The sequence below is a fragment of the Streptomyces reniochalinae genome, assembly GCF_003323735.1.
Lineage (GTDB): Bacteria > Actinomycetota > Actinomycetes > Streptomycetales > Streptomycetaceae > Streptomyces > Streptomyces reniochalinae.
On the sequence record NZ_QOIM01000042.1, the window covers coordinates 287,565 to 301,606 of the forward strand.

Here is a 14,042-nt window from a genome sequence, read left to right on the forward strand (position 1 = left end):
CGCCGGCCTCCCCTCGCCGGGGGAGGCCGACGGCGGTCGTCACGTGACGGGAAGGCCCGAGCCCCTCAGTCCTCCGGCTGGGGGCTGACGCCCTTGCAGCTGGGGGTGTTGTCACGGGTGCCTGGCAGGGCCGAGGCGCGCAGGGCGCGGTAGCGGTCGGCGTAGGCGTCGTGGACGCTGTCGCGCTCCACCTTCAACAGCGTCTCGTCGTTCTTGGTCAGGGCGGGGCCCGAGTAGTTGTGGCTGCCGGTCCACACCAGCTTGCCGGTGGCCTTGGCGTAACGTCCGGAGATCATCAGGGTCTTGGAGTGGACGACCTCGCGCGAGGTGCCGGGGTCGCCGTCGTCGTCGTAGTGCAGGCACCGCACGGCCGGTCCGCCCGGCGCGTGCAGGGCCTCCCAGGTGCCCGGGGAGCCGGTGCTGGCCTCGCTGTCGGTCTGGGCGTAGACGATGTCCACGGCGCAGCCCTGGCGCTGGAGGGAGGCGAGTTTCTCGGCGACGCCCTGGCGGGTGAGCTTGAACATCGCCAGCCGCACGCTGGTGCGGTGGCTGCCCGAGGCGTCCTTCCAGCGGCAGGTGACGTTGTCGAGGATGCCCGTCACCGTGTCGCCGCCGCGCGGGCGCGGGAAGAAGTAGCTGGTATAGGGGGAGGCGGCGGCGCGGGTGTAGCGCCAGGAGCGCCAGTCGGACCCTGCGGCCTTGTCGAAGTAGCGGCTGTAGGCGGCGTACGTGCCGCGCTGGGCGACGACCATCGCGTCGTTCCAGAACTTGGTGTAGCTGCCGGTCGACAGGTTCGACGACGTCTGCACCACGACGTCGCGTAACCCGCCCGTCCGCGAGAAGAGCCAGAACTTGTTGTGCGCGATGGAGTTGCCCGCCGACGGGTCGCCCAGGCACGACGTGCTCTTGGGGCAGAGCCCGACGAAGGACCGCCTCTCCCTGTCGGTGCCCAGCGCCTTGCGCAGGATGGAGTAGGACGTGCTGGAGGGCATGGAGCTGACACTGGACTCGTCCAGCATCACCTGGACGTGCACGCGGCGTTCCGGCGCGGTGTGCGCGGTGGCGAGCGCGCGGGCCACCTCGGCGTCCCAGAAGTGGTAGAGCGCGACCTTGATGGTGGAGCGCGGGGCGGCGCCCTCGATACGTGCCAGCAGATCGCTGCGGATGGCGCGCTGCTGCGCGGCGGTGCCGTTCGGCTGGTTGAAGACCGGGCCCGTGCCCGGGGAGGCCGCAGCGGCGGACGGGGGAGTGGTGAGCGTGAGCCCGGCGCCGAGTAGCAGGGCGAGGGGCGGCGCGGCGGCTCTCAGACGTGACAAAGGGGCCTCCCTGGCGGCTGGTGCGGACCGTGCGGCCGGTACCGGGAGGTACCGGCCGGGTCGCAAGCGAGAGTAGGGACGCCAGAAGGTCCTGCTCAGCCCGTCTCGCCGCCCAGCCGCTACGCCTGGGGCCGGTGTGACGCACGAAGACGGAAGGGCCCCAGGAGGCGAATCCTCCTGGGGCCCTTCCACCGTCTCGCGCTCCCGCGCGCCGGTGTGCGCCGCGCACGCCGCCCGAACGGGTGACGGCTTTGGCGACGCGCTCCGGCCAGGCGCGCGGCCACTGGATGACCGGATCCCGGCCGGGGCCCGGCTACGGAAGACGCGACCCGGCCGGGAGCGGTTACTGGGTGACCGCGTCCTCCGGATCGGAGGCGCCGCCCGGCGCCTCCATCTCCGCCTCCTCGGCGGCCTCCTCCGCTTCCCGCTGTCCGGGGATCTCGGCCGTGCGCCGTGCGACGCGCACGTTGCGGGCCTCCGTCTCGTCGGCGAGCTCCAGCGCCGCGGCGTTGAAGCGCGCGAGCGACGGCGGTTCCGAGGGGCCCAGCAGGCGCGTCTTGAGCTCCTTGCGCGCCCCCGCAAGGGTGTCCTTGCCCGCGTCGCGCACCGACTCCAGAAGGGCCGGGATCTGCTGGGCGTCGGGGGTGAGCACCGTACCGGCCCGCACCGTCGGGAAGGCGTGCCGGAACTCCTCCTCGGTCATGCCGCTGGTGTTGGCCACCGCGTACGGCTTCTCGCTGCTGAGGTAGTCCGAGACGACGGAGGAGACGTCCGAGATCAGCAGGTCGGCCTGGTTGAAGCAGCTGAAGATCGCCGGGCGCGGCCCGGTGACGATCTGGTGCTCGGAGTCGGGGAAGGACGCCCAGTAGGCGGCCTCCCACGCCTCGGTCGCCTCGCGCACCCGTTCGGCGTTGCCCTTCTGCGGGGTGCCCTGGCTCTTCATCCGCTCCATCTCGTCCGCGCTGGCGCGGAACGCCGTGGTGGTGGCCTCGTCCAGGACGGCCGTCCGCCGCTCCAGCTCGGCGGTGGCCCGCGGGTCGCGGCGCCCGGCGCCGCGCTCCACGTTGGCCTGCGTGATCATGGCGCGGATGCGCTGGTCGGCGGCGCCCGCCCGCGGGTCGACCGAGCCGGTCATCGGGTGCGGCTTGTACAGCAGCCGCACCTTCGGGTCGGCCAGCAGCGCGGCGACGATGTGCTCGCCCGCCAGCGGCACCGAGGTGTTGCCCGGGTTGCCGTCCCAGCCCTCCCAGGTCGGCGCGTACAGCACCGTGGTGTAGTCGCTGGCGGGGGCCGCGGCCCGCTCGTCGGCGTGCTGGATGGGGGTCAGCTGGGGGCGGCCGACCTCGACGACGTCCTTGTCGTCCACTCCCACCTCGGCCAGCGCGTACCGCTCCCGGGCGGCCTCGCCCGCCACCCACACCTGGTCGTAGGCCTTGGCGTAGGGGTTGCATGAGGAGAGCTTGTCGGACTCGCCGTGGTTGATGAAGGCGTGCTTGAGGGTGGGGATGCGCAGCACCTGCGAGGTCTTGCCGGAGTTCGCCGGGTGCAGCAGCACCTTGAGCGTCGAGTGCTCCAGGTGCATGAGGTGGGCGACCTTGGGGATGCAGACGATCGGGATGTCGGTGGCGTCGATCTTCTGCACCATGAACCGCTCACGCAGCACGATCAGCGGCCGCCCGTCGAGCTCGGCCAGCGTGCTCAGCCACATGTTCGCCTGGTAGGCGCTGGTCGTCCCGCCGGAGAAGTACATGCCGACGGTCGGCTTGTAGGCCGCCAGCCACTTGTCCAGCCACACCATGACCTCGTGCTCGCTGCGGGAGCGCTTCTTGGGCAGCAGCCAGGTACCCAGGTAGACGGCGCTGCCCAGCGACAGCAAAAACGTGCAGCTGATCCCGACCAGACCCCACTCCTGCTGGGAGAGGCCGGCGGAGAGCATCAGCCCGACGGTGCCCGGGATCGAGAAGCGCAGCAGCCTGCGGCTGGGCTGCCGGGCCAGCAGCCGGGAGGGCGCGTCGGTCAGCCGCAGCGCCGAGGCGTCGATGTTGCGGGTGACGACCGGCAGGGTGCGGGTACGGCGCACCAGCTGGGCCACCGCCTGGCACAGGAAGTGCGCCGCGTAGGCGAGCAGCAGCAACAGGGTGAGCGGGCGCTCTATGTCCGGCGGCACGTCGGGGATCCGGACCAGCCCGATGACGATCAGCATGTCGCGCAGCAGCTGGCGGGTGGTGACGTCGAAACGGACCTTCCCGAGCAGCGCCAGCAGCCCCGGCTGCCGGTGCGTCAGGTACAGGTCGAGAGCGAGGCCCGCCAGGGAGGCGGTGAGGAAGACGGGCACGTTCGGCAACAGCGCACCCGCGAGCTGTGCGGTGTAGAACACCGCCAGCGCGAGCAGCGCCGCGAGCTGCACGGCGCGTCGTGGGGAGAGTCCGGCAGAGGGCACGGGCTGGGCTCCTGGCATGGAGATCGAGGGTCTGCGGAAAAGGGGCGGCCGGTGGCGGTGGGGCCAGGGTCGACCCCTGACCGTATGTCGCCCGCGGGTCAAGTGACAATCTTCGACGGACCCGGATACGTGCTTACGTGGTCAAAGGTAACCATCCGCCCCCGTCCACCGCGCGGAACGGATGAGCGCCCCGGACCAGCGCTGACGTAGATTGCGGACGAGAACCCGCGGCGGGTCACGGGTCAGGGGCGCACACGGGCACCCCGGGCGCGCCGTGGCGGCATGGGTATGAGGGGTACGTACGGGCGTGGCAGGCAGGACGGGAACCACCGGCGACGAGCGGCGCGGCGACGGCGCGGCGCGGACACGCGGCGAGGACGCGGCGCCGTCCGCGGCCGTGCCCGCGGCGGTGTCGGCCGCGGGTGAAGCCGCGGCGCGCGGCGACGGCGGGGAGGCAGCGCCCGGCGACCGCGTGGTGCGCCTGCCCGACGATGGCGCGGCCGAGGCGCCATCGGCCGATCCCGCCGAGGCGCCGGTGACCGGTGTGGCCGTGGGGCCAGCTGTCGGTGCGGCCGAGGCGCCGGTAACCGGTGCGGTCGAGGGGGCAGCTGTCGGTGTGGCCGAGGGGCCGGGGGCTGGTGCGGCAGGGAGGTCGGCGGCCGGTGCGGCCGGGGCGCTGCCGGGGGCGGGCACGGACAGCGGTGCGGCGCGCCACCGGCCGGGGCCCGAGGCGTCGTACCGCGCGGCCGTGCGGGACGCCCGCCGGGTGGTCGTCAAGATCGGCTCCTCCTCGCTGACCACCGCGGCCGGCGGCCTGGACGCCGACCGGGTGGACGCCCTCGTCGACGTCCTCGCCCAGCACGCCGGCCGCCCCGACCGGGAGATCGTGCTGGTCTCCTCCGGCGCCATCGCCGCGGGACTCGCCCCGCTGGGCCTCACCAAGCGCCCCCGCGACCTGGCCCGCCAGCAGGCCGCGGCCAGCGTCGGCCAGGGCCTGCTGGTGGCCCGCTACACCGCGTCCTTCGCGCGCTACGGGCGCCGCGTCGGACAGGTGCTGCTGACCTCCGACGACACCAGCCGCCGCGCCCACTACCGCAACGCCTACCGGACCCTCGGGCAGCTGCTGTCGATGGGCGCGGTGCCCGTCGTGAACGAGAACGACACAGTGGCCACGGACGAGATCCGTTTCGGCGACAACGACCGGCTCGCCGCGCTCGTCGCCCACCTGGTCCGCGCCGACCTGCTGGTCCTCCTCTCCGACGTGGACGGCCTCTACGACGGCAACCCCGCCACGCCCGGCACCCGCCGCATCGACCAGGTGCGCGACCCGGCCGAGCTGGAGGGCCTGGACATCGGCAGCGCGGGCCGCGCGGGCGTGGGCACCGGGGGCATGGTCACCAAGGTGGAGGCGGCGGGCATCGCGGCCGGCGCCGGGGTGCCCGTGGTGCTGACCTCGGCCGTGCACGCGGCGGACGCGCTGGCGGGCCGCGAGACGGGTACCTATTTCCACCCGACCGGGCGACGCGCTGCGGGGCGGCTGCTGTGGCTCGCGCACGCCTCGGCGCCCACCGGTGCGCTCACCCTGGACGAGGGTGCCGTGCGGGCCGTCGTGGAGCGCCGCACCTCGCTGCTGCCCGCGGGCATCGCCGGGCTGGAGGGCGACTTCTCCGCGGGCGATCCGGTGGAGCTGCGGGACACCGCCGGGCGTGCGGTGGCACGGGGACTGGTGAACTTCGACGCGAAGGAACTGCCACGGCTGCTCGGCCGCTCCACCCGCGAGCTGGCCAGGGAGCTGGGCCCGGCCTACGAGCGGGAGGTCGTCCACCGCGACGACCTGGTGCTGCTGCGCTCGTGAGGGGTTCCGGGCTGGGTGTGCGGCCCGTGCCGGTCGTACAGCTGAGCGGTGCCCTACTCGAAGGGGACAGGGAAAAAGACCAGCCTTTCCACGGACACCTTCTGCAAAACGGCCCCACGGGCCCGCGTGGACTGGTCAACTTTGACTCGGGCGGTCCGCGCGGCACGTGCACCCGCACGTGCACGTACCCTCCCCACGCCGCACTCACCAGCACCACTCCAGGAGGCCACCGGTGGGACGACTGGCCAGCGTCGACATGGCGCCTTCTCCCCAGCCCGAGGAACGCATCGGCTCCCGTCTCTGGCACATCACGCTCAGCGTCGCCGGACGGGAGGCGCCGCTCGCCGAGGTGCGCAGCGCCCTCGAACAGCTCGCTCACGATCACCCGTTCCTGCTGACCAGCCGCTACGCCAACGACCACGCCGAGATCCGCTACTGGGAGGAGGCGGAGGATCTGCACGACGCCGCCGCCGTGGCGCTGCGGCTGTGGGGGGAGCACCGCTCCTCGGCCAAGCTGCCGCCCTGGGAGATCGTCGGTCTCGAGGTGATCGGCCGCGAGACCTATCACCAGCGGGTCGCAGAGGGCTACGGACCGCCACCGGCCAGCCCGATCGGTGTCCACCCCTTCTGAGCCGTACACGGACTGCCGAGCCCTCCACGGACTGCCGGTCCCTCCGGGGACTGCCGAGCCGTCCGCGGGGTGCCGACCCACACGCGGGCTGAACGTCCGCGGTAGCCCGGGCGCGGCCGTGAGACGCCGGGGCGCCTCGTCGCGGGCCCCGGCTACCATGCGCGCCATGAGCGCATCCCAGACCAGCGGCTCCCCGACGTTCCCGGCCGAGGGGGCCCCGACGCCTCCGGCCGGCACCGCGCGGCCCGGCGCCGCCGCACCGGCGGCGGACAGCCCCGTGCGCGCGGTGGCCCGGCGCGCGCGCACGGCGGCAGCGGCCCTCGCCCCGGCGCCCCGCACGCTCCGTGACGCCGCGCTGGCCCGTATCGCCGACGCGCTCGTCGCGCGCACCGGCGAGATCGTCGCCGCCAACGCCGACGACGTCGCCGCGGCGCGCTCCGAGGGCACCCCCGAGTCCGTCGTCGACCGGCTCACGCTCACCCCCGAGCGGGTCGCGGCCATCGCCTCCGACGTGCGCGACGTGATCGCGCTGCCCGATCCCGTGGGCGAGGTCCAGCGCGGCTCGACGCTGCCCAACGGCCTGGAGCTGCGGCAGGTCCGCGTCCCGCTCGGCGTCGTCGGGATCGTCTACGAGGCGCGCCCCAACGTCACCGTGGACGCGGCCGCGCTCTGCCTCAAGTCCGGCAACGCCGTCCTGCTGCGCGGCTCCTCCTCCGCGCACGCCTCCAACACGGCCCTGGTGGCCGTGGTGCGTGACGCGGTGGCCGAGGCGGGGCTCCCCGCCGACGCCGTGCAGCTGGTGCCCGGACGGGGCCGCGAGAGCGTCACCGAGCTGATGCGCGCCCGCGGCCTGGTGGACGTGCTCATCCCACGCGGCGGTGCCTCGCTGATCAAGGCGGTGGTCGAGCAGTCGACGGTGCCCGTCATCGAGACCGGCACGGGCAACTGCCACGTCTACGTCGACGAGAGCGCCGATGTGGAGACGGCGCTGGCCATCCTCGTCAACTCCAAGGCCCAGCGTCCCAGCGTCTGCAACGCCGCGGAGACGGTGCTGGTGCACGAGGGCATCGCCGGCGCCTTCCTCCCGCGCGCCCTCGAAGCGCTGGCCGAGGCGGGCGTGACGGTGCACGGCGACGCGGCCTGGCAGAAGGCGGGTGGCGCGGCGGACGGCCGCGCGGTGGTGCCGGCCACCGAAGCGGACTGGGCCGACGAGTACCTCTCCCACGACATCGCCGCGGCGGTCGTACCCTCCCTGGACGCCGCCGTCGAGCACATCCGCGCGTGGTCCTCCGGGCACACCGAGGCCATCGTCACCCGGGACACGGCGGCCGCCCGCCGCTTCACCGCGCTGGTGGACTCCGCGGCCGTCATGGTCAACGCCTCCACCCGGTTCACCGACGGTTCCCAGTTCGGATTCGGGGCCGAGATCGGCATCTCCACGCAGAAGCTGCACGCCCGCGGCCCGATGGGGCTGCCCGAGCTGACCTCGACGAAGTACGTGGTCACCGGTGAGGGGCACGTCCGCCGCTGAGCCACCGTCCCGCTGAGCCGTCCCGCTGAGCCGCCGTCCCACTGGGTGGCGGGAGCGGCCCGGCAGGACGGCGCGGGTGCGTTTCCCGCCTTCTTCCCGTCCTCTTGCCGGCCGATTCCCGTTCGCCCTGCCCAAATTGACCGCATAGGTCTACGCTGGACCGCGTGCCGGACGAGGTGGGGGGCCAGCCGTTCCCGGACGGTGAGGAGCCCGAGTACCGCGACCACGGGGCGGCGGACGACGAGTTCGCCTCCGTGGTCCTCGACGAGGGTTTCGTGCGGGCCGCGCAGGTCCATGAGCCGAGCGCGGCGGAGCGCGTGCGCGCGGCCGCCCAGTCGCACGCAGAGCACACGGAGACCGACGTTCCGCGGGTGGCGGAGGACGGCCTGGTGTACGGCCGCGGCATGGCCGAATTCCCGGAGTCCCCGTACGGCGAGCCGCCCGAGGACGACGCCTGGGACGAGGACCCGGACGGTGACGACGACCGGTTCGACCGCCGGGACCTCTACGCGGAGTACGGCCCCGGCGGGCTCCCGCCCGAGCTGGAGGCGTACGAACACGGCGCCGACTTCGGGTACGCGCGGGGCGCCCACGGCTCGTACGCGGCGCGCGGCGGCGCTCCGCGCCCATACCGGGGGCACCGCAGCTGGCAGCGGCCGATCGCCTGGGTGCTCGCCGTGGTGATGGGGATCGGCATGGTCGCGCTCGCCTTCTCCGCCCTCTACCGGGGCAGCTCCGACCGGGGTGAGGAGCCCGTCCCGCCGCCCGCCACCACGGGCGTGGAGCCGCCGGAGCCGGGCACGCTGCCCACCGTCACCGCGCAGCCGCCCGGCGGCTGACGCCGCCCGCCGCGCCCGCGAGCCGTGCGGACGGCGTAGGAGAACAGGACACCGGCGCTTCGGCAAGTTGTCCGGGACCACGTCGTTTACCTCCCTGCGCGCGGTTCTACCCTGTTGGTATGGCAGGGCGAGTGGAACCTCCTGACGGGACGCCCGACGGGGCTCCCGGCGGCGACGACGAATACCGGTCCCTGGTGTTCGACGAGTCGTTCGTCAACGCTGCGCAGCTCCAGGAGTTCTCCGCCCAGGAGCGGCTGGACGACGAGGAGCACGCGGCTGTCCGCCCCCGCGCTGAGGCGGAACGCCACGGCAGGCTGGGCCTCAGCTTTTCCCGGCAGGGCCTGATCCTGGTCCTGCTCATCGCCCTGGCCTTCGGTACCGCGATCTACATGGGGATACGGAACCCCTACAGGTCGCCCGCCAAGCCGGAGGCCGAGCCCGTGCACAGCGAACTGATGCCGCTCGCGCCCCTGGATCCCGTCGCCGGCGCCACCCCCGACGACCTGTTCGAGCACAGCCCCGCCGCGAGCTTCGAGAACGGGGCCGACGGGGTGACGCTGCCCTCACCCGTTCGCAGCAGCGACCACTTCACCCAGAACCAGGTCGAGGCCGCGCTGCTGGGGGCCAAGGACTACATCGTCCAGAGCTCGCTCGACCCCAGGGTCCTCACCGGCAGCGCCGTGGGGCCCGTGCGCGAACTGCTCGATCCGCGCCAGCACCGCCAGTTCGACCAGAGCGTGAACAACCCGCGCAACGACGGACGGCACGCCGCCACCGCCTGGATGGTGCGCTTCGACCCGGCCAAGGCAGCGCTGGCCGGTGAGCAGGTGCGGGTCCACGGCACCCTCACCGCCCAGGAGGTCTCGGCCAACGCGCTGGAGGTCATCGCCGACCACGTCTTCGTGTACGCCGTACGGCCCGCGGACGCCGGCGACGGCGAGGACGCCGAGCGGGGCACCTCGCTCTTCTCCGTGCGCCGCGAGGTGCGCTTCCACTTCGAACGCGGCGACCTGCGCGACCACCAGGTCACCCTGCGCCAGGTCTCGATGCGGGCGGGGCCGATGAACTGCGGCGAGGATCCGGCGGACAGCCTGGCGCCGCTGCTGGCGGGGGAGAAGGCCAAGGACGCGGGAAAGGCGGGGACCGACCCCTTCGCGCGGGGCCGGTCCACCGCCTCCATGTGCGGGCTGCTGTCGCCCAGTGCCCAGCCGAGCCCGGCGCATCCTTTCAAGGAAAAGGACTGAGGTTCCTCTCCTCGGAGAGGGGCCGGGGCGGCCGCTTCAGCTCGGGTCGGACCCGCCGGGGCGCCCGGTGCCGTCCGTGTCCGGGCCGGAGTCGCCGCTGCCGTCGGCGCCGTTGGTGTTGCCGTTCGAGCCGCCCTGGCCGCCGCCGGAGCCCCGGCCCGTGAAGGTGTCGCGCAGCCGGCCGCCGACGTCCCCGACGCCGCCCGCGATGTCGCGCACGATGCCCATGAGCGGGTCCTTGCTGCTGCGCATCGAGTCCGAGTAGTGGGTCGCCGACTCTCGGAAGGAGTCCCGTATCGACGCCTCCCTGTCCTCCTGGCGCCGGGGGTAGTGGCCGTCCATGATCCGCTGGTAGTCGCGGCTCTCCGCCCACTTCTTCAGCTCGGCGGCGCGCACGGTGGTGAACGGGTGGCTGCGCGGCAGCACGTTCATGATCTTGAGCACGGAGTCGCGCACGTCGCCGCCCGCCTCGTACTCCTTGGCCTGCGCCAGGAAGGCGTCCACGTTCATCTCGTGCAGGTGGTTGCCGCCCGCCAGCTTCATCAGGCCCCGCATGGACGCCTGCAAGTCCTGACCCACCAGCAACCCGGCGCGATCGGCGGACAGTTCCGACTTGCGGAACCACTCGCGCAGGGCGATCACCAGCGCCCGCACCGCGACGCTGCCCAGCGGAATCCACGCGATCTTGATGGCGAGGTCCGACAGGAACAGCAGGATGGTGCGGTAGACGGCGTGACCGGAGAGCGCGTGCCCGACCTCGTGGCCGACCACGGCGCGCATCTCCTCCTCGTCGAGGAGTTCGACCAGGCCCGTGGTCAGCACGATCACCGGCTCGTCCATACCCACGCACATCGCGTTGGGCTTCGGGTCCTGCGTGACGTACATCGGCGGGACCTTCTCCAGGTCCAGGATGTAACAGGCGTCCCGCAGCATCGCATTGAGGTGCGCGAACTGCTGGTCGCTGACCCGGACCGAGTCGGAGAGGTACAGCAGCCGCATGCTGCGCTCGGGCAGCAGCCCGCTCAGCGCCTTGACGACCGTGTCGAAACCGCTCAGCTTGCGCAGCGACACCAGCGCCGAGCGGTCGGTCGGGTGTTCGTACGCCCGGGATGAGATACCCGGGAAGCGCCGCCTCTCGCGGCCCGGCAGGCGCTCCGTGCCGCCAGTGCCGTCTGTCATGGTCTTTCCCCCTCCTCGACTGGGCTGTCCACACTAGAGTGTGGGACGCGGAGCGCGGCCCTCCCGTTGCGTCCGGACGTCTCCGTTCTCACGCACCGCCCGCTCCCCGCCCGTTTCGTGGCCGTCCCGACCCGTGTGGACTGAGTCGGCGTGAGCCGCCGCGAGGCGGCCGCTTACGATGTGGCTGCGCAGCTTTCGTGCCGCCACACGGTGGGCGGTCCGAAGAAGCGCCGCCCAGTGTCCGCGCCTCACGGGATAGGTTCTGCCGACGATGATGCTGCCCAGCACCGCACACGACGCCCTGCTGACCCTCGCCTCCAGCGGCGAGCACGGCGAGAGCGCACGGCACGAGAGCCTCAGCCCGTATCTGACGGGCGGGGGCGCGCTCGTCGCGCTCTTCCTGCTGCTGTGGATCACCACTCGCTTCAACCGGGACCGCTGAGCGGCCCGCCGGGCGCGGGCGTCCGTACACACGTCTCACGAAACGGCACAGGATAGGGTCGTCCCGCATGGGAGAGGACATAGTGCCCGGCACCGGTAAGCGGCGGCTCGGCGTGATGGGGGGCACCTTCGACCCCATCCACCACGGTCACCTGGTGGCCGCGAGCGAGGTGGCCGCGCGCTTCCACCTCGACGAGGTCGTGTTCGTCCCCGCCGGGCAGCCGTGGCAGAAGAGCCACAAGCAGGTCTCGCCCGCCGAGGACCGCTACTTGATGACGGTCATCGCGACCGCGTCGAACCCGCAGTTCTCCGTCAGCCGGATCGACATCGACCGCGGCGGCAGGACCTACACCATCGACACGCTGCGCGAGCTGGCCGAGGCCAACCCGGACACGGACCTGTTCTTCATCACCGGCGCCGACGCGCTGTCGCAGATCCTCAGCTGGCGCAACACCGAAGAACTCTTCTCGCTGGCCCACTTCATCGGCGTCACCCGTCCGGGGCACGCGCTGGCCGATCCGGGGCTGCCCCAGGGGGGCGTCTCCCTGGTGGAGGTCCCGGCGCTCGCCATCTCCTCGACGGACTGCCGCGCACGGGTGGAACGCGGCGATCCGGTCTGGTATCTCGTCCCTGACGGCGTGGTCCGGTACATCAGCAAACGTGCGCTGTACCGGAGCGGCCCAGGGGAGGAATCGCAAGCGTGAGCGACGGCTACGGATACGACCCTTACGCACCACAACCCGAGATCGTCGGCTACGACGAGTACGGCAGGCCCGTATACCGCAGGCAGGACGCGTACGACCAGTCCTACGGCGCCCAGAGCGGTTACGGCCCCCAGGGCGGTTACGACCCCCAGGGCGGTTACGACGCCGGGGGTGGTCACGGCGCCCAGGCCGGGCAGGGTGGCCAGGGCCCCCAAGCCGGTCAGGGCGGGTACGGCGGCCCCTACGACTCCTACGGCCGGCCCGGCGCCGCCCCGCAGCAGCCGGGTTACGACGCGTACTCCGGCTATCCGGACGCCGCCCCGCAGCAGGGCGGCCACGCGGGCACGTACGACTACGGGTCTCAGGCCCCCTACGCTCCGCAGCCGGCCGCCCCGCAGCAGGCGCAGGACACCCAGCAGCAGGCCGGGTTCCCCGAGCAGACCCCGGCGCCCCCGCAGGAGCGGTACGCACCGGAGCAGGCCCGGCAGAGGACCCACGGCCCCGGGGAGCCGTCGCGGGGGCGTCAGGCGCCGCAGGACGGCCCCCATCCGCCCTCCTCGCCGCAGGGGCGGCAGCAGCCCGGCGGCGAGGAGGCCGGATACCACACCGAGCAGTTCTCCTTCGTCGAGGAGGCCAGCGACGAGTCCGAGGACGTCATCGACTGGCTGAAGTTCAGCGAATCCCGCACGGAGCGCCGCGAGGAGGCCAAGCGCCGGGGCCGCAACCGGATCGTCGCGCTCGTCGTGGTGCTGGCGCTCGTGGTGGCCGGCGGTGTCGGCTACCTCTGGTACGCGGGCATGCTGCCGGGCACCGGAGGTGACGAGAGCAGGAGCGGGGCCGCGGCGGGCAAGCACCGGGACGTCATCGTCGTACACCTGCGCGAGGAGAACGGCGACAGTTCCACCGCGCTGCTGGTCGACAACGCCGGCACAGGCCAGGGCACGTCCCTGCTGCTGCCGAACGCCCTGGCCGTCACCACGGAGGACGGGACGACCACGACGCTCGGCAAGTCGGTCGACGACCAGGGCGCGGGGCCCACCAGGGACGCGCTCAACACCCTGCTCGGCTCCGACATCAAGGGCACCTGGCGGCTGGATACGCCTTTCCTGGAGAAGCTCGTCGAACTCGTGGGCGGCATCTCCGTGGACACGGACACCGCCGTGCCAGGCGAGAAGAAGGGCTCGGGGCCGCTCGTCGGGAAGGGGGCGGCGCAGCAGATGGACGGCAGGGCCGCCGTCGCCTACGCCACCTACCGCGCCCAGGGCGAGCCGCAGGACAAGCAGCTCGCCCGCTTCGGCCGGGTGATGCGGGCCGTCCTCAAGAAGGTCTCCAGCGAGCCGCGGGGCGCCACCAGGACCGTCGAGTCGCTGGGCCAGATCCCCGACCCTTCGCTGTCCGAACCGCAGCTCGGCGCCTCGCTCGCGAAGCTGGCCGCACACGCCAAGAAGGGCGACTACCGCTCCCAGGTGGTTCCCGTGCGGGCGAACGGCACCCTGAGCGGGCAGGTCGGCGACGGCATCGTGAGCAAGGTCCTGGGCGGCACCGTGAAGAACTCCGACCCCGACGCGGCGCCCAGGGTGAGCCTGAAGAACGCCACCGGAAAGCGCGGCCCGGACGCCACCGCGTCCGTCGCCCTGGTCAACGGCGGCTACACCGTCGTCAAGGGTGGCGCCGGCGCCACCCGCGCCACCTCGCTGGTGACCTACGCGAAGGCGGCACAGAAGTCCAAGGCCGAGCAGGTCGCCAAGACCCTGGGCCTGCCGGGCGGCGCCGTACGCGAGGGGGAGGGCACCGCCAACGCGGACGTCGCCGTCGTGCTGGGCGCCGACTACGGGGGCTGAGACCGCGCCAGGGCACCGTCG

At 73.0% G+C, this 14,042-nt stretch carries 11 protein-coding genes; 8 read left to right on the forward strand and 3 right to left on the reverse strand.

Features of this window, described 5'->3' with window-relative positions; genetic code table 11:
- Positions 1-65: 65 nt before the first annotated feature.
- Together DQ392_RS26610 and DQ392_RS26615 are read right to left on the reverse strand one after the other, a co-directional pair.
- On the reverse strand, positions 66-1,316 hold the full coding sequence (locus tag DQ392_RS26610) for a phospholipase D-like domain-containing protein (protein WP_114018252.1): 1,251 nt from the start codon (positions 1,314-1,316) through the stop codon (positions 66-68).
- Between the two features lie 343 nt (positions 1,317-1,659).
- Positions 1,660-3,756 (reverse strand): hypothetical protein, encoded by a 2,097-nt coding sequence (locus DQ392_RS26615; protein WP_114018253.1) that lies wholly within the window; start codon positions 3,754-3,756, stop codon positions 1,660-1,662.
- A gap of 748 nt (positions 3,757-4,504) precedes the next feature.
- Between DQ392_RS26615 and proB the strand changes: the two genes are divergently transcribed.
- From proB to DQ392_RS26640, 5 genes are all read left to right on the forward strand, one after another.
- Positions 4,505-5,611: a glutamate 5-kinase gene (gene proB / locus DQ392_RS26620; protein WP_114018639.1), complete on the forward strand. Its 1,107-nt coding sequence runs from the start codon at positions 4,505-4,507 to the stop codon at positions 5,609-5,611.
- 232 nt (positions 5,612-5,843) lie between these two features.
- On the forward strand, positions 5,844-6,242 hold the full coding sequence (locus DQ392_RS26625; protein ID WP_114018254.1) for a hypothetical protein: 399 nt from the start codon (positions 5,844-5,846) through the stop codon (positions 6,240-6,242).
- A gap of 166 nt (positions 6,243-6,408) precedes the next feature.
- Positions 6,409-7,773, forward strand: a complete 1,365-nt coding sequence (locus DQ392_RS26630; RefSeq protein ID WP_281273040.1) for a glutamate-5-semialdehyde dehydrogenase — start codon at positions 6,409-6,411, stop codon at positions 7,771-7,773.
- Between the two features lie 164 nt (positions 7,774-7,937).
- Positions 7,938-8,612, forward strand: a complete 675-nt coding sequence (locus DQ392_RS26635; protein ID WP_114018255.1) for an SCO2584 family spore wall biosynthesis protein — start codon at positions 7,938-7,940, stop codon at positions 8,610-8,612.
- Between the two features lie 119 nt (positions 8,613-8,731).
- A complete protein-coding gene (locus tag DQ392_RS26640; protein ID WP_114018256.1) occupies positions 8,732-9,856 on the forward strand; it encodes an SCO2583 family membrane protein in 1,125 nt (374 codons plus the stop codon).
- Positions 9,857-9,892: 36 nt separating this feature from the next.
- Here DQ392_RS26640 and DQ392_RS26645 read toward each other — a convergent pair whose 3' ends face one another.
- The gene (locus DQ392_RS26645) at positions 9,893-11,035 is read right to left on the reverse strand and encodes a M48 family metallopeptidase (RefSeq protein ID WP_114018257.1); all 1,143 of its coding nucleotides are present in this window, start codon (positions 11,033-11,035) and stop codon (positions 9,893-9,895) included.
- A 271-nt stretch (positions 11,036-11,306) separates the two neighbouring features.
- On the opposite strand from DQ392_RS26645, the gene DQ392_RS34595 reads away from it, so the two are divergent.
- The 3 genes from DQ392_RS34595 (at position 11,307) to DQ392_RS26655 (ending at position 14,021) form a co-directional block, all read left to right on the forward strand.
- The gene (locus DQ392_RS34595; protein WP_181856594.1) at positions 11,307-11,477 is read left to right on the forward strand and encodes a hypothetical protein; all 171 of its coding nucleotides are present in this window, start codon (positions 11,307-11,309) and stop codon (positions 11,475-11,477) included.
- Positions 11,478-11,544: 67 nt separating this feature from the next.
- Entirely contained in the window at positions 11,545-12,180 is a 636-nt protein-coding gene (gene nadD / locus DQ392_RS26650) for a nicotinate-nucleotide adenylyltransferase (protein ID WP_114018258.1), read from the forward strand.
- On the forward strand, positions 12,177-14,021 hold the full coding sequence (locus DQ392_RS26655; protein WP_114018259.1) for an LCP family protein: 1,845 nt from the start codon (positions 12,177-12,179) through the stop codon (positions 14,019-14,021). The genes nadD and DQ392_RS26655 overlap by 4 nt, the downstream gene beginning before the upstream one ends.
- Positions 14,022-14,042 lie beyond the last annotated feature (21 nt).